The following is a 15434-nucleotide window of genomic DNA, read 5'->3' on the forward strand; positions in this document are numbered from 1 at the left end:
GCCCGTACCGTTCGGGAAGGGGCTGTCGGAAAAGGACCCGAACCACAGGCACCTCGTCGGCAGCCTACTTCACTCTGTGGGAGCCGGAGGGTGAGATTCCCTCCGGCTACCCGACCCGACCAGCTTTTCGCCGGGCGCATCTGCCGTGAAGTCACGGCCGACCAGGTCCGGCACCTGGCCGGCCGCGGCCTGGGTGAGGTTGAACCTCTTCGGCCGTGGCTGGCAGGGCACCAGGCCCAGTTCGCGCATGAGGCGGCGAACCAGCTCCGTGCCCGCAGTTACGCCCCAGCGGTCCCAGACGAGCGGACACCGTGTCCTGCGCACGCTGCTCAGGCCGAGCGCGGACGCCGAACGACTTGGCCGCAGCATCAGCCCCATCAAGAACTCGATCAAGGAATCCGGACTGCTCAGCGAATGGCACGGGGAGCGCTTCGTCGCCATCGACGTCCCTCCCGGCACCGACATGAGCCCGCTGTTCGCCCTGCTGCAACGGGAAGTCGAGGAGGCGGGCGCCTTCTGGGAATGGGCCGATGCCATGCCGTTCTCAACCACGCGGAGCTGACCGCGCCGCGGCGCTCGTTCACGTCAACACCGATGCAGCCAACCGCGACTCGAGGCCCCAAGTGGTCCCGGCGCAAGCCAATCCGCGGGGCCACTCCGGGACGTCGGGAAGCTACGGAACCTTCACCAGCTGGGGCCGCTGGAAGCCAACATGCCGGGGCCGCCGAACGGGTCTGGCCAGCTGTGCGCGATTTGTGGCACAGGGTGCCTCGGTTTTCGCGTGTTACAGCTGTGGGAGCACCTCGCCGGCGATGAGTTCCAGGTGGTCGAGGTCGGTGAGGTCGGTCAGTCGCAGATGGATCCGGCATGCGCCGATCGCGGAGAACTCGCCGAGCCGCTCGACGAGTTGGGCCGGGGATCCGACCACCGGATCCTCCGGCGGCAGCGCGCTCTTGACGTGCAGTGGGGCGGCCCGCCGCTGGGCCTGCGCGTCGGTACGGCCGATCGCGACCACGACACCGGCCGAGAGCACCAGCGGTGGCTGACCGGCGTCGGCCCGGCCGGTCCGGTCACACGCCTCGGCAACCCGTTGGTACGCCTGGGCCGTCTCTGCCACCGACTTGAAGGGCATGTTGAACTCGTCGGCATACCGGGCGGCCAGCTCGGGGGTGCGCTTGGGGCCGCGGCCCCCGACGATGATCGGCGGGGCCGGCACCTGCACGGGCTTCGGCAGAGCCGGCGCGTCGACCAGCTGGTAGTGGTCGCCGCGGTAGCTGAAGCTCTCGCCGACCGGTGTCCGCCACAGCCCGGTGATCACCGCCAGCTGCTCCTCCAGCCGGTCGAAGCGCTCTGGGACGGCCGGGAACGGAATGCCGTACGAGGTGTGTTCTCGTTCGTACCATCCGGCGCCGATGCCCAGCTCGACCCGCCCGGCGCTCATCCGGTCGACCTGCGCCACCATCACGGCCAGCGGGCCTGGCAGACGGAAGGTGGCCGAGGTGACCAGGGTTCCCAGCCGGATCCGGGAGGTCTCCCGGGCGAGCGCGCCCAGCGTGAGCCACGCGTCGGTGGGGCCGGGCAGCCCGGGATCGGCGCCCATCGCCTGGTAGTGGTCGGCCCGGAAGAAGCCCTCGAACCCGCCGGCCTCGACGAGTCGCACAAAACGCAGCTGATCTTCGTAGTCGGCGCCGCGGTGCGGCTCGGTGAAGACGCAGATCCGCAAGGTCATCGCCCCTCCGTTTCGGCCGACGTGGACATGTCCCGTTCCATCAGCAGCTCGTGCAGATCGGCGCTGCACCGGGCCACTTCGCCGAGGTGCGCAGTTCGGCCCAGCGTCCTCGGCCGGGGAATGGCGATGTCGACGACCTTGCGGATCCGGCCCGGGCGCGGGCTGAGCACCACCACCCGGTCGGCGAGCAGCACGGCCTCGTCTATCGAGTGGGTGACAAAGACCACGGTGACGGAGTTCTCGATGTGGACGCGTTGCAGCTCCACCGCGAGTTCCGCGCGGGTCAGCGCGTCGAGTGCGGAGAACGGCTCGTCCATGAGCAGCACCCGGGGCTCGCCCATCAGCGACCGGCACAGTGAGACACGTTGCTGCATACCGCCGGAAAGCTCGTGCGGCCGGTGCTTCTCGAAGCCGCTCAGTCCGGCCGTCTCCAGCAGCCGGTACGCCCGGTCGCTGTGCTCTGCCTTGCTCCAGCCGAAGATCTCCACGGGCAGCAGGACGTTGTCGAGGACGGAGCGCCAAGGCAGCAGGGCCGGCCGCTGGAACAGCAGGGCGACATCCCGCCGGGCTCCGGTGACCCGCTCGCCGCCGATGGTGATCTCGCCCTCGGTGACCGGCAGCAGCCCGGCGATCAGCCTGAGCAGTGTGGACTTGCCGCACCCGGACCGGCCCACCACCGCCACGAACTCACCCTCGGCGATGTGAAGGCCGATGCCCTTCAGCGCCACCGTCGAACCGGACCGGCTGGTGAAGCTCCGGGACACACCGGTGAGTCTGATCATCCGGCGGTCTCCCCATCCACTGGCGATCGCAATGCCGTCCGGTTCGTAACGCCCGGTCAGGTTACCTGGAGCAGGCCGCTCAGCGGTACCTTTCGTACTGTCGGTGAATTCCTCACACCTGGCCCCGCAATTGCCAGGCTCTCGTACGCTGTTGCCCGAACGAAGTGTCATGCCCTCCGGCGGTTCGTTACGCCGTTCTGTCTCGACGCCCCCTCCGCCGGCGTAGCGGGCGGTCGGAAAGGACAACACTGTGCGCATGAACAGGTTCGCCCGTACGGTCGCCGCGCTGGCCCTGGCCACGGCACTGGCACTGGTTTCGGGGTGCGGCGGGTCGGACTCCGACACCGGTGCTGGTGCGGACGCCAAGGCACTGGAGAAGGTGACCTACCTGACCTCGTTCGGCAACTTCGGCCGGGACGCGTACGCCTGGGTCGCGAAGGACAAGGGATTCTTCGAAGAGGCCGGCTTCGACGTGGAGATCAAGCCGGGCCAGGGCACCGGCGGCGTGATTCCGGCCGTCGTGAGTGGCCAGGCGCAGTTCGGCCCGATCGACCTGACGGGGGGTCTGCTGCAGATGGGCAGCGGCCAGGCGAAGGACTTCGTCGCGGTGGCCGCCATCCAGCAGCGCACCATGGCCGCGATCGCCACCACCGAGGGCAACGGCATCGCCGCACCGAAGGACATCGAGGGCAAACGGCTCGCCGACACGCCCGGCTCTGTCGTGCGCAACCTCTTCCCGACGTACGCCCGACTGGCCGGAGTGGACGCCGGCAAGGTGACCTGGGTCAACGGCGACGCACAGACCCTGATGGGCACGCTTGCCAGCGGCTCGGTGGACGGCATCGGCCAGTTCGTGGTGGGTAAGCCGACCATCGAGGCGGTGACCAAGAAGAAGGCCGTCCTGCTCCCGTACAGCGACGTGATACCCGATCTCTACGGAAACGTGCTGATCACGTCGAAGAAGATCGCCGAGCAGAAGCCGGAGATGGTGAAGCGGTTCACCACCGCGCTGCTCAAGGGCTTGGAGTACAGCCTTGCCAACTCCAAGGAGGCCGCCGAGATCCTGAAGCGGAACGTGGACGCCACGAATCCGGCCGCTGCGGCAGCCGAGTTGGAGTTGATGGCCGCGTACGTCAGGCCAGGCGGTTCCGGCACCGCGATCGGGACGCTGGACTCCGGGCGGGTCGCGAAGAGCATCGCGATCCTGCAGGGCGCGGGTGCGCTGCCGCAAGGAATGACCCCTGAGCAGATCATCGACTTCGATCTCGTACCGAAAGCCTGATTCGCACTCGTTGCCCGAACGTACGCTCCCCGTCAGCGGTCGGCGGGGTGCACCGGCATTTGCCGCCCGACTCCGCGCTGAATGACCGAGCAAAGGGACGAGACTGGCGGCTCGAGGAGGATGGGATGACCGAACTCTCGCAGCCGCAGCAGGCCCCGGCTGCGGCCCCGGAACCGGTGCCCGTGCCGCGAGTGGGACTACAGCGCAGGACGAACATCGGTGCCGTGCTGCTACCGTCGGCCGGACTGCTGGTCGCGCTCGGCGTGTGGTGGCTTCTCACGTCGGTGCTCGAGGCGATCCACCCGGCAGTGCTGCCTCCGCCCGGTGCCGTCCTCTCTGCGTTCACCGCTGCCCCGGCCCAGTTCCTGGAACACACCGGCCACACCACGGTGGAGACGGTCGTCGGGTTCGTTCTCTCCAGCGCCTGCGGAGTTCTGATCGGACTGTCACTGGCCGGCTCTTGGGTACTGGAGCGGATGTTCACGCCGCTGCTGGTCGCCGTCAACGCGGTTCCGAAGATCGCGCTCGGGCCGCTCTTGGTGGGGGCGCTCGGCTGGGGGCAGAAGCCGGTCCTGACCATGGTCTTCCTGCTGTGCTTCTTCCCGATCGTGCTGTCCACCGCGACTGGCCTCACGTCGACCCCGGCGGACCTGGCCGAGTTGGCGCGCTCCCTGGACGCCTCGCGCTGGCAGGCGTTCCGGAAGGTACGGCTGCCCGCCGCGCTGCCGCAGATCTTCGTCGGGCTGAAGGTGGCCATGCCGCTCGCCGCCATCGGCGCGGTCATCGGCGAGTTCCAGGCCGGTGAGACCGGGCTGGGCTATCTGATCGTGCAAGCCGGCGGGGTCGGCGACACCGCCACTGCCTGGGCGGCGATCATCCTGATCGGGCTGATGAGCATCCTGCTCTACTTCGCTTTGGTGCTGATCGAGCGGTTCGCGCTGCCCTGGGTCAGGGAAACCACCTCGCGCAGCTGACTGCCGGCGCAGGACCGTGCCAGGGCGGACCAGCAGTGGGAGGGCCCCAGCTGGTCCATCGGGAGGTTGTGGACCAGGCCGGCGAGCGCTGCGCGGTCGGCATCCACGGGCGGATCTTCAAGACCCTGCACCCGCTCCAGTCCCGATGAGGGGTAGCGCCGGATGATCGGCGCCCAGCTCAACGTCACCGAGGCCCGCCACCGCCCCGCCCGTAAGATCTTCTTCGGGCAGCGCGGCGAACTGCGCCAGCACTACCGCGAGGAAATGGAGGACAAGACCAACTCGGCGCGCTTGGCCTGGCTCTTACAGTAATTCTTTGCTAACGGATCCAGCACCACGCAGGTGGTTCCGTGGACCTGTTCGAGCCCTGGAGCTTGTAACACGATCATGTGTCTCGGTCCTGGTGGCCGTATCGTTGCTGGCGTTTGAGGAGCAGGAGCGATGACCTCTGGGGGGGGAGGGCTGGGTGAGCGTGGTCTGGGCGACGATGTCGCCGGAATCGGGACGCTACACCGAGGTTGAGAGGTGTTCGGACGTCGGAGACCTGTCTGCCTGCTTCCGCCAACTGCGTTCCCGCGGGCGGGGATACCTCGAAGTCCGGTTGCCGGACAGCCGCTGATCACTCAACGTGGCGGTGGTCGATGGTGGGCGGCCTGCTGGTCGTGCGCCAGAGGCGCCGAGGTAGGTTCGCCGTCCCGGTCTGCCTGTTCGTCGGGGCCGACCGGCTCTCGGCCAGGTCGGGGATGGCTACTGCGGGACTTCGCCGAAGATCATGCGGTGCCCGCGGGCTGTGTCCACGTATTCGCGGACCCGGTGGATCAGCTCGTCCCGGAGCTCGAAGACGAAGCAGTAGTCGTTGGTGTAGTGGTTTCCGTTGGCGAGCGTCGCCGTCATGGTCGCCTCCACGGTCACCCGCTCGCCGTCGGTGTGGGACCCGTGGAAGGAGATGGTGACGTCACGCACGAACAGGCGGGGGAAGTCCTCGGCGAAGAAGCGCGCGATCGCCTTCCTGCCCACCATGTGGTTGGTCGCCTCGAGCGCGACGGCAGTGGCGTTCCCACGGGGCGACAGCCATTCGGCGTCCTCGGTGAGGACCGCGGAGATCCGATCGGGGTCGTTGCTGGCGAGCGCCTGGAAGGCGTTTTGGATGATGTTGTGGCTCATGAACCCAACTGTCACCGTCACTGCGCGCCAGTGTATTGGACAAATGTTCCGGTCCATTTCCTTTTAGCATGGGGCTATGCGATCCAGTGCGCACGAGCATGGGGCTGTGGCCGGGTGGGGCGTCGTGAGGTCGCCGAGGCCCAGCCGGGTAGCCGGTGTCGGCATGGCCGGGTTCCGCGGCGGCAGCGCGGGCCCGGTCGACGTGCAGGTGGTCCCGCACCCGGCCGTCACGCTGGTTCTGGAGTTCGGTAACGGCCCGCTCGTCGTGGATGCCGCCACCGGCCGACAGCAGCGCGGAAACCTTGTCGCCGGGTTCTTGCACGGCGCTGTTCGCGTGCGAGGCGAGAACATCGAGTGCGTGCAGGTGCGCCTGTCCCCGGTGGTCGCACGCACCGTGCTGGGCGCCTCCCCATCGGAGCTGGACCGTACCGTGGTCGCCCTCGACGACCTGTGGGGCCAGGACGCGGCACGGGTCCGACAGCAACTCGGCGATGCCACGTCGTGGCAGGACCGTTTCGCGTTGACGGAGGCGTTGCTCGCCCGCCGGGCAGAGACGGGACCGTCGGTGGACCCCCAGGTGGCCTGGGTCTGGGACCGGATCGTCGTCAGCCGCGGCCGGGCCCGGGTCGAGGACCTGGCGGCCGAGGTCGGGTGGAGCCGCAGGCGCCTGTGGTCCCGGTTCCGGTCGCAGATCGGGCTTCCCCCCAAGCGCGCCGCGAGGCTGGTCCGCTTCGACCATGCCGCCCATCGTCTGGCCGCGGGCGAAGGCGCGGCCCGAGTCGCGGCCGACAGCGGCTACGTCGACCAGTCCCACCTGCATCGGGACGTTCTGGCGTTCACCGCAATGACTCCGGCGACCGTGGCCGGCGAGCAATGGCTGGCGGTGGACGACATCGCGTGGACGGGGCACGGCGTCGGCGAGACGGACTGACACCTCGCCACGCGCAGTACGCGCCGCCCGGCATGGGCCCAGAGACGACCACCACCCTGTGGAGCGCAATCTGCGTTCGTTCGCTGACTATCGTCCGTGAACCCGGAACTGGCCATACGTGGGGAATTCGAAACTGGCCGCTGTGAGTTGTAGGGACCGCGGTTTCGTGAGCACGGGCTCCTGCGGAAACGTCGGGATCCGTGGGTGATGGGCACGGCTTGTGTCGGATGATCATGAGTCGGACTCTCTGCCGGTACGTTCTCGGCGGTCACTGCGAGTAGTGGTTCTTGGTCTCGGCCGTGAGGTCGGGGCCGGCAGGGTTTCGGGGGTGGTGCGTTGCTGATGGTTCTTTGTGGGGGTTTGGGGTGACGTGGTGCATCCGTGGTCGCGGGGATCCGGGGTTTGGGGAATCGGGGATCCCCGGCTGTGGATGGCGATGCGTCGGGGCGGCGGGGGCCAGGGTTTCCTGCTGCGTTGTACTGTGCCGAAGTCAGAGGCCGGGCACGGGGAGGCGGCTCGCGCTGCGGCTACCGGCGGGCGGTACAGGAGTAGGTGCTCCGGCCATAGCAGCCTGGACTGGACACCGACGCGTTGCCTACTGTGTGCGGTGCCCTTGTTCGTTCGTGGCGGGGTGGGCGGCGTGCCAGGCGTCCCGGATTTGTGCACGGAGGCTGCCGCGTGGTGGTACGTCCATGCCCTGTTCGCGGGCCCAGGCCCGTACCTCCGCCGCGTTCGGCGCCGCGGCCGAAGGGTGGGGCTGGGAGGCGGCGGGGACAGGAGTGCGGGGTGGTGTGGGCGGGAGATTCTCGGGGGCGGTGGTGGTGAATCCGCGGCGTTCGAGGATGCGGCGGCGTTTGTGGTGCATGCGCTCCAGCAGGGGGACGTCGGGGTCGAGGTAGTCGTGGGCCTCGACGTGGGACTTGCGCGCTTCGGTGTTGCGCATGATCCGGCCGACCTGCTGGATCACCCGTCCCTTTGGCTATATAGGTGATATCGCCGACGAGCTTTTCACCTGGAGTATCGGCGGTGAAGTTCCGGCCGACGAGGTCCCGGTACGGGACCGGGCGTGCCCTGGGTGAGGCCGAAGCGTTTCGGCTTCGGCTGGCAGGGCTCCAAGCCCAGCTCACGCATGAGGCGGCGGACCAGCTCCAGGCCCGCGGCGATGCCCCAGCGATGCAGCTGGGCGTGAACGCGCCGGTAGCCGTAGGTGCTGTCGGCGTCCTCGAATGCCTTCTTGATGAGCAGTTTCAATTCCTCGCGCCGCTGAGCCGTCGCGGAATCCGGACGCCCTCGCCAGTTGTAGTAGCCGGACTTGGACACATCGAGCCGCCCGCACATGAACTCGACGCTATACACGTACTCCACCGTGTCGAGCCGCATCTCATCGATGAACTCGTACTTGCTCGCTACCGGGGATCCTTCGCGAAGTACGCTGCGGCTTTTTTCAGGAAGGTCACTTCCATCTCGAGCTCACGGTTACGCCGTTCGAGCTCCTTCAAGCGCGCCCGTTCGTTCACCGTCAGTTCCGCACCGGGGGCCGGCTCCAGCTGCTTCTCGTGCTTCTTCGCCCAACCGCGAAGCGTCTCCGGGTTCAGGTCAAGTTCCCGGGCGACTTCAGAGATCGTCTTGCTCGACCTCAGTGCGACCTGGACTGCTTCCTCGCGAAACTCCGGCGAGTACTTGCTCGGTGGCGCCATTTCATCCTCGTTTCCTGTTCAAGGCAACCCTATTGGGTCCTTGTCCGGGAACTTCGGGGCACCTCAGGCATAGCGTCGTTGCCATTGCTCGGTCTGCTGGTCGAGGCGGTTTTGGACCTGGATCTCGTGCAGCGGCCGTGGGAGCAGGGCGATTGAGCGGGGTCTGGTGGCCGAGGCGGTGCACGGGTGGCGGTCCGGGCAAGCCAGGCAGTCGGCCTTCGCGAAGCGGAACTGGAGGTATTCGTGGCCCTTGATGCGGAGCGTCCTCGCCGGGGTGCTGGTCTTTCCGAGGGGCACGTTGCCTGCCGTAGATCCCAGTCGATCAGGCAGCGCGCTCTCGTCCATGCCCGGCTCGCGGTGCGGGACCAGCAGCATCCCGCCCGCACCCGGAGTCGTCGTCACCCGCTCCAACTCCTCAGCCACGGCCGGGTCGTCGGGCCTGCCCGCTCCGCTCGGCCTCGATGAACTCCCCGATCACCACCTCGGCTGCCTCCAGCCGGGCCACCTCGGCATCGATCTCGGCAAGCTCCTTGCGCAGCCGTTCGGCACGATCGGCCAGCATCACCCGCCGCTGCATCACCCAGACCAGCACATCCGCCACCAGCAGCCCCTTCCCGCCCGGCTCTCCTCGGAGCCTACGAGGCACTCCCAACCCGGCATCGCGATTCCGGCGAACCGGCAATGCGCCGGATGATCACCCAATGCCTCGAAGTTAGGGGCTCGGCGACGTTGTCAACGGGAGTGGGGGCATAGAGGTGGGGCCTCTGCTGTTCAGGGGATCGACCAAGATCTTCCCGAAGCAGAGGCCCTGCGTGTCCAAGTGTGTCATGGCTGGTGTTCCAGCCGTTGTCGATGTCTTCGCCGCAGGCCATATAGGGGAGTTGACGCAGGTTGTACCGGTCGAGCTGGTGGACGCGGTACTGGAGGAGACCCGTACGCGCGAGCGCCGGCTGCGCAATCTGCCGTCACGGGTGGGGGTGTACTTCGTACTGACGCTGGGCCTGTTCGAGCATCTGGGGTCCCGGCTGGTCTGGGAGAAGCTGATCGCGGGCTTGGACAGCACGACGCCACGGCCGTCGGAGAAGGCCCTGCGTGACCTGCGGCGCCGCTTGGGGTCCGCTCCGCTGGAGCGGCTGTTCGCGGTGCTGGCCGGGCCGCTCGGGCAACCCTCCACCCCTGGGGTGTGCTACCGGCGCTGGCGGACCGTGGCCTTCGACGGCTGCAGCAGCCTCTCGGCCCCCGACCACGAGCGCAACCGCTCCTGGCTGGGCCGGATCGCCAGCCGGTTCGGGGACAACAGCTATCCCCGGGTGATGCTGATGGCACTGTGCGAGACGGGGACCCGAGGCTTGATCGGTGCGGTCTTCGGGCCCGCGGCCGAGGGCGAACTCGCCTACGCCCGGCAACTGGTGGGGCGCCTCACCGAGAGCATGCTCGTCCTGGCCGACCGGGCCTTCGACAGCAACGGCCTGCTCTGCGACGTCGCCGCGCGGGGCGCCCAGTTCCTCGTCCGCGGCTCGTCCAAGCGACGCCCGCCGGTCCTGGCCCTGCTCCCCGACGGCTCCTACCTGACCCGGCTCGGTGACCTGGCCGTCCGCGTGATCGAAGCGGACATCACCGTGCACGCCGCCGACGGCAGCCGCACCACCGGCACCTACCGGCTGCTCACCACCCTGACCGACCACCGCACCGACCCCGCAACCGCGCTGATCAAGCTCTACCACGAGCGGTGGGAAGTCGAATGCGCCTTTCTCGCCCTACGCCACACCCTGCTCAAAGGGCGTGTCCTGCGCTCGAAGGACCCCGCGGGCATCACCCAGGAACTCTGGGGGCTGCTCGTGCTCTACCAGGCTTTGCGCTCGGTCATAGTCACCGCCGTCGAGGCCCAGAGCGCCATGGACCCCGACCGGGCCGGCTTCACCATCGCCCTCGAAGCCACCCGCGACACCGTCATCCGCGCCCACGGCATCATCCCGTTCCCCGGCCCCGACGGCCACCCGGACCTGACCGGACACATCGGCGCCACCGTCCTGCACCATCCCCTGCCGGCCCGCCGCCCCCGGATCTCTGCCCGCATCGTCAAGCGCGGCATCTCCCGCTATCACACCTGGAACCACGACGGCCGACCCCTCGCCAGCACCCCGATCACCGCCCTCACCCTGTCCGTCCGGCCACCGGCCCTCGCACCGCCCCGGACACGAGCACCAGGGAAACAGGACCGCTGGACACAGGTCTCCCAGATCATGGCCGCCGCCCACCGCACGTGGCAGGCCAAGGAGATCGCTCACGCACTCGGCATCACCGGCCGGAAACCCTTCAACAGTCTGAGCACACAACTCGGTTACTGGACCCGCGCCGGCCGCTTGACCCGCACCGCTCCCAGCACCTACAAGATCACCCTCCCGGAAACCTTGACGGCGACCTCAAGCCCCTAACTTCGAGGCATTGGATGATCACCTGCTACCGATCACGTCCCCGACCGGCACGAGCACCTCAGCCCCCGCCCACGCCAGCCCCATGACCAGCGAATTCAGGTTGAACAACGCTCATTGGGGTCTGCCGGCCCGGTGGCCGTGAACTGGGAGGTGCACGGCCCGGCTGCGCGGCCGCGTCGCGGTCGGTCAGCTATCCGTAGTCAACCTGCAACGTTGTAGGTACGCCGCGATACACAAGCTCCCTAGCCTTCCGTCCATGACCAAGACCACAAAACGCATGATGGCCCTGCTATCGGGGATGGCGCTGGCGATCGGTGTCGGCAGCACCGCGGTCGCCGCAGACCAGACCGCATCATCGGTCGAGTCGGTGTACGCGGCCGAGGCGCGCACGGCGGGGCTCTCGGACCGACAGGCGGACCAGCTCCAGGACCGGGTGGACGCCCGCCTGGCAAAGCTCAAGGTCCCCGCCCAGCAAGTGAGTTACAACGAGATCCGGACCGAGGACGGCAGCGCGAGCATCACGCTGTCCTCATCCGGCGTGGCGGCCAGCACCAGCTGCTCCTACCAGTACTTGTGCCTGTGGACCGGCAGCAGCTACACCGGCGAGAAACTGTCCTTTTCGGCATGCGAGTTCCGCGACCTGAGCGACTACGGCTTCAACGACGTCCTCACCTCGTACAAGAACAACCAGACCAGCGGCACGAGGTCCCAGTTCTACAACTGGAAGACCGGTGGCGGCTGGGACTACAAGTTCGACAGCCACGCCTACCACGTAGAGGCCAACCTCTCGGACACCCCCTGGAACAACATGATCGACGGGGTCCGGGTCTGCTGAGAGGCCGCCCAGGGGCGGACATCTCCTGGGGTGGTTTCGAGGCGTTGACCTTCGAAACCACCCCCCAGGGCGACACGTCTCACGGGTTCCCGGCGTTGGGGCTGTCCGCCCGGAAAGTTACCAGCAGGAGCACGACTCCGATGGCCCCGCTGACGTCAGTTCTGCGCCCACAGCGGTCGTATGCAAGATCCAACTGATCTGGGCAGATCCAGATGCAAAGTCCATCTGCCCTATGCAGAGTCCGCCGATACAGGACATTTGGATGCCTGAGCTGACGGACCGGGAGCCGCGGTGAACGCCCCAGCGCAGCATTCGCACGACGCCGTAAGCCGTCCTCGTAGCGGGCCCGCATCACCTCCGTCGACTCCCGGGGCCGGAGGGTCTCGCAGTTGGTGCAGCGGTACCCCGTGATCCACACGCGGGCGGGGTGGTCTAGTTGGGCGGAGGGGCGGGTGCGGCCGTACTCGATCCGGAGGGGCTGGCGGCACAGCGGACAGGGGCCTCCGTAGAGGGGTTCGTTCTTCATGGGGGGGGACGGTGCACATAGCGGCGGCTTACCGTCTCGGGCTGCCGTGGTCTCGGCCGAGCTTCACCCATCCGGTGGTCTGGTCCCGGCCGACCCGTGTCTGCATGTAGTCGGGGACTTCGCTGGCGGCGGTCCGTTCATCACGTCAAGCATTCCGGGCATAGCTGCCCAAGCCGCGCGAGCCGCTCAGGCGACCGCTTCTTCCGGACTTACGGTGGGGAGGTGCCACCCTGGCCGGTCCGCCATGCTGGCCAGGTGCGAGGCGCTGCAGCAGTTCTGCGACCGGCATGGTTCGCCGGGCTGATGGGCGGGGCAGTGGCGGTGCTCATCGAGAGTTCGTTTTGAGCACCGCTGAGTAGGGTCTGCTGGATGACGCTCTCTCATGATGTGGCCGGGGACGGTCCTGTGCTAGTGCTGCTGCATTCCGGTGTGTGTGACCGGCGGATGTGGGATGCCCAGTGGCCGGCCTTGATCGACGCCGGTTACCGGCTGGTGCGCTGTGATCTTCGGGGCTTCGGTGAGACTCCAGCGCCGGACCGGCCTCACAGCGACGCCGAGGATGTGCTGGCCCTCCTGAACAGTCTGGGCATCGGGCAGGCGACACTGGTGGGCTCCTCATACGGCGGGCAGGTGGCTTTGGAGATCGCCGCGCAGTGGCCAGACCGGGTGAACGCCCTCGCGTTGCTCTGCTCCGCCCTTCCCGGGCATGAACCTTCTGCCGAACTGAACGCACTCGGCGAGCGCGAGGAAGCGCTGCTCGATGCGGGCGACATCGCTGGCGCGACGGAGCTGATGGTCGACACCTGGCTGGGCCCGGACGCCGACGAGACCGCCCGCGAGGCGGTACGCCAGATGCAACGGCGCGCCTTCGAGCTGCAGATGTCCGCCGCTGAGGAGTTCGAGCCGATAGAAGCCAAGATTGATCTGGCAGCCATTCACACTCCCTGCCTTGCCGCGTCGGGCGCACATGACCTGGCGGACTTCCGACAGATCGCAGCCCAGCTGCCGGACTTGCTCGCGAACGCCGAGCATGTCGAACTGCCTTGGGCAGGCCATCTGCCCAGCCTGGAGCGGCCATCGGCTGTCACCGATCTGCTGATCGGCTTTCTCAAGGAGACAGTCCCTGTCGGTTGAGCCTGCTCGCGGCCCGTCCGAGGCCAGGAGCATCATCGCCCGCCGGTAGCGCACCGCACTGGAACTGCCCCGCCTCACGATCCGTTGGAGCTGCTGCCCCTCCTGATCGGTCAGTCTGCGTACTCAAACGGGCTCTGCCACCGCGCCTCCATCTGCCAGACCGGATGTGTGGCCTCACATCCAACCGGCTCAGCCAGCACCCCGGCGAACCTTGCCGGTCACAGCACTACAGGGCCTTGCACACGGCCGCGCCTGGGCGGTTGAGGAGGTGGTTGATGAGTTGCTCGGTGTCGGTTTCCAGTGAGCAGTCGAGTGCCCGGTTGATGGTTTGGTTGCGGGTGATGGCGGTGTGGAGTCCTTGCCGGTTGCCTGCCGCGGCCTCGATCCGGCACCAGTCCCGATACAGCAGCTCCGACGTGTCATCAGCCTCGAGTCCGGTGGTGACGGCCTGGCGGGCTGTGTTGAGGTCGTGGTGGGGGCCTGCGGGGGTGCGGTAGGTGGCCACGGTGTGTGCGACGTCGATGATGCGGGTGGTCATTTCCTGTTGGTGGGGCTCGGCCCAGGGCAGGGGCTTGCCGCCGAACGGGCGGCCCCGGACGATTGCAAGTGCCCTTTCCAGGTCCGGCAGGCCGGCCGGGCCCTGTGGCAGGGCGTGTTCGGCGAGTTGGAGGAAGCGGGTCCAGTCGCAGCGGACGCCGGGTGCGAGCCGGTAGGGGTCCTCGCCGGTCTTGCGGCGGGCACGTAGGGGTTTCCGGCGGGGTCCTTGCCCAGGGAGCTGCGCAGGCCCTGCATGCGGGCGTTGAGGGTGCTGGTCGTCCAGGGGCTGATGGGGTCCGTGTCTGTGCACAGGACGTCGGCGCTGCGTCCGGGCCGGAAATACAGCAGGGCGGCGAGCTGTGCCATCCGCGGGCCGTGGCCGGTGTGTGCCACGCCGGTCACCTCGACCGGGCCCAGGACGCGGATTTCTGGTGCATGCAGGTCGTGTGCCTCGCGCTCCTCCCCGTCCGCCACCGTGCGTTCCTCAACGGTGGCCTCCTCCGTGGCGGCTTCTCCGGCCGCCGTGGCCTATCCGGCCGCCGGGGCCTCCCTGGCTGTTGGGTCCCTCGGAGCCGGGGGCATTGGCGCTTCGGCGTTTGGAGCGGCTTCTTCCTCGGCTACAGCCGGCGCCGTGGTGATGGGCAGGTGCCGGAGTGCGGACGGGTCGGTGGTGGCGGCGAGCAGGGTGGGGAAGACGTCGCCGCTCACCTCTGCTGCCGGCGTCGATGAGGGGCTCGTGTCGGCGTCGGTGGTGGGCGTGGCGGGTTCCTGCGGCGCGGCGGGTTGTTCGGGCTGCTGGACGCTGGCGGGCTCCTCCGGGACGTGGTGCCAGGATCCTTGGGGCGGGTAGGCCGGCTGCGCGGCCACTGTCAGCGCGGCGGTGATCTGGAGGTAGGAGGCGTGCTCGAGGCGCTGCACGGTCACCCCGGTCGACCGGCTGGCCCGGGTGAGGGAGAGGGTGAGGCGGGAACGGGCTGCGGCCAGACAGATCTGCGCCTGCTGCCACAGGCCGCTCAACTCCGCCCAGGACCTCAGGGGACGGGCTGCCAGGACAGATTCGGGCACGGTCTCCAACTGCCCTTCCGGCCGATAAGGACTTTCTCCGCTCAGACGACTACAGAGTATGAAGATGTCGGTACCTTCGTGTACGGGGGCGGCTGCGCTGCTGGGAAGCGCCCTTGCCCACGGGCCGTGGATTGCTCTTGGCCTGGTGGTCGCAACAGGGTCGCTGTTTCGACGTGGTGAGGGAGAGGCCAGGACGATACCGCCTCGCCCCGGAGTGGCTGACTTCGCCGACGCCGTGAGGTCAACTTGACGTGGCGGGCGGCGTGTTACTGACTTCGGCTCGTCAGGGTGAATCATCGCGAAGTCCCTGAAGGGCTTGGGGTGGTGGCTGTATTCCGTGGTG

The 15434-nt window shown here is 68.1% G+C and carries 16 protein-coding genes and 2 pseudogenes; 8 read left to right on the forward strand and 10 right to left on the reverse strand.

Annotated elements, in window-relative coordinates; all coding sequences use genetic code 11:
• Positions 1-114: 114 nt before the first annotated feature.
• Positions 115-267: pseudogene (locus AC5P09_RS48985) on the reverse strand (IS3-like element ISAar4 family transposase); the annotation flags it as partial.
• Here AC5P09_RS48985 and AC5P09_RS48990 point away from each other — a divergent pair.
• A complete protein-coding gene (locus AC5P09_RS48990; RefSeq protein WP_493880152.1) occupies positions 248-562 on the forward strand; it encodes a DUF4265 domain-containing protein in 315 nt (104 codons plus the stop codon). The pseudogene AC5P09_RS48985 and the gene AC5P09_RS48990 sit on opposite strands and share 20 nt — an antisense overlap.
• Before the next feature lie 222 nt (positions 563-784).
• Here AC5P09_RS48990 and AC5P09_RS48995 read toward each other — a convergent pair whose 3' ends face one another.
• Positions 785-1729 (reverse strand): LLM class F420-dependent oxidoreductase, encoded by a 945-nt coding sequence (locus tag AC5P09_RS48995; protein ID WP_493880153.1) that lies wholly within the window; start codon positions 1727-1729, stop codon positions 785-787.
• Positions 1726-2511 carry an ABC transporter ATP-binding protein gene (locus AC5P09_RS49000; RefSeq protein ID WP_493880154.1) on the reverse strand — a complete coding sequence of 262 codons (786 nt, stop codon included), beginning with the start codon at positions 2509-2511 and terminating at the stop codon, positions 1726-1728. Before AC5P09_RS49000 ends, AC5P09_RS48995 begins: the two co-directional genes overlap by 4 nt.
• A 256-nt stretch (positions 2512-2767) precedes the next feature.
• Between AC5P09_RS49000 and AC5P09_RS49005 the strand changes: the two genes are divergently transcribed.
• The 3 genes from AC5P09_RS49005 (at position 2768) to AC5P09_RS49015 (ending at position 5079) form a co-directional block, all read left to right on the forward strand.
• Positions 2768-3793 carry an ABC transporter substrate-binding protein gene (locus AC5P09_RS49005; RefSeq protein ID WP_493880155.1) on the forward strand — a complete coding sequence of 342 codons (1026 nt, stop codon included), beginning with the start codon at positions 2768-2770 and terminating at the stop codon, positions 3791-3793.
• A 125-nt stretch (positions 3794-3918) separates the two neighbouring features.
• Positions 3919-4767 carry an ABC transporter permease gene (locus AC5P09_RS49010; RefSeq protein ID WP_493880156.1) on the forward strand — a complete coding sequence of 283 codons (849 nt, stop codon included), beginning with the start codon at positions 3919-3921 and terminating at the stop codon, positions 4765-4767.
• Positions 4768-4929: 162 nt separating this feature from the next.
• Positions 4930-5079 carry a Tn3 family transposase gene (locus AC5P09_RS49015; protein WP_493880157.1) on the forward strand — a complete coding sequence of 50 codons (150 nt, stop codon included), beginning with the start codon at positions 4930-4932 and terminating at the stop codon, positions 5077-5079.
• A 435-nt stretch (positions 5080-5514) separates the two neighbouring features.
• Here the strand turns inward: AC5P09_RS49015 and AC5P09_RS49020 are convergent, their stop codons facing one another.
• Positions 5515-5931 (reverse strand): nuclear transport factor 2 family protein, encoded by a 417-nt coding sequence (locus AC5P09_RS49020; RefSeq protein ID WP_493880158.1) that lies wholly within the window; start codon positions 5929-5931, stop codon positions 5515-5517.
• Positions 5932-6094: 163 nt separating this feature from the next.
• Between AC5P09_RS49020 and AC5P09_RS49025 the strand changes: the two genes are divergently transcribed.
• Entirely contained in the window at positions 6095-6862 is a 768-nt protein-coding gene (locus AC5P09_RS49025) for an AraC family transcriptional regulator (protein ID WP_493880159.1), read from the forward strand.
• A gap of 595 nt (positions 6863-7457) precedes the next feature.
• Here the strand turns inward: AC5P09_RS49025 and AC5P09_RS49030 are convergent.
• The 5 genes from AC5P09_RS49030 to AC5P09_RS49050 all read right to left on the reverse strand — a co-directional run bounded on the left by AC5P09_RS49030 (position 7458) and on the right by AC5P09_RS49050 (position 9160).
• Positions 7458-7805 (reverse strand): Lsr2 family DNA-binding protein, encoded by a 348-nt coding sequence (locus tag AC5P09_RS49030; RefSeq protein ID WP_493880160.1) that lies wholly within the window; start codon positions 7803-7805, stop codon positions 7458-7460.
• Positions 7806-7870: 65 nt separating this feature from the next.
• Positions 7871-8242 (reverse strand): IS3 family transposase, encoded by a 372-nt coding sequence (locus tag AC5P09_RS49035; protein ID WP_493880161.1) that lies wholly within the window; start codon positions 8240-8242, stop codon positions 7871-7873.
• A gap of 26 nt (positions 8243-8268) precedes the next feature.
• Positions 8269-8559, reverse strand: coding sequence for a transposase (locus AC5P09_RS49040; protein WP_493880162.1), 291 nt, complete (start codon positions 8557-8559; stop codon positions 8269-8271).
• A 63-nt stretch (positions 8560-8622) separates the two neighbouring features.
• On the reverse strand, positions 8623-8961 hold the full coding sequence (locus AC5P09_RS49045; RefSeq protein WP_493880163.1) for a transposase: 339 nt from the start codon (positions 8959-8961) through the stop codon (positions 8623-8625).
• A gap of 13 nt (positions 8962-8974) precedes the next feature.
• Positions 8975-9160 carry a hypothetical protein gene (locus tag AC5P09_RS49050; protein WP_493880164.1) on the reverse strand — a complete coding sequence of 62 codons (186 nt, stop codon included), beginning with the start codon at positions 9158-9160 and terminating at the stop codon, positions 8975-8977.
• Positions 9161-9386: 226 nt separating this feature from the next.
• Here AC5P09_RS49050 and AC5P09_RS49055 point away from each other — a divergent pair, with 226 nt between their 5' ends.
• The 3 genes from AC5P09_RS49055 to AC5P09_RS49065 all read left to right on the forward strand — a co-directional run bounded on the left by AC5P09_RS49055 (position 9387) and on the right by AC5P09_RS49065 (position 13489).
• Positions 9387-10994 (forward strand): IS4 family transposase, encoded by a 1608-nt coding sequence (locus AC5P09_RS49055; protein WP_493880165.1) that lies wholly within the window; start codon positions 9387-9389, stop codon positions 10992-10994.
• A gap of 256 nt (positions 10995-11250) precedes the next feature.
• The gene (locus AC5P09_RS49060; protein ID WP_493880166.1) at positions 11251-11829 is read left to right on the forward strand and encodes a peptidase inhibitor family I36 protein; all 579 of its coding nucleotides are present in this window, start codon (positions 11251-11253) and stop codon (positions 11827-11829) included.
• Between the two features lie 895 nt (positions 11830-12724).
• The gene (locus AC5P09_RS49065) at positions 12725-13489 is read left to right on the forward strand and encodes an alpha/beta fold hydrolase (protein WP_493880167.1); all 765 of its coding nucleotides are present in this window, start codon (positions 12725-12727) and stop codon (positions 13487-13489) included.
• Between the two features lie 226 nt (positions 13490-13715).
• On the opposite strand, the pseudogene AC5P09_RS49070 reads toward AC5P09_RS49065, so the two are convergent.
• A pseudogene (locus AC5P09_RS49070) lies at positions 13716-14950 on the reverse strand (bacterial transcriptional activator domain-containing protein); the annotation flags it as partial.
• Between the last annotated feature and the right edge of the window lie 484 nt (positions 14951-15434).

The organism is Streptomyces sp. a15, from assembly GCF_059026085.1.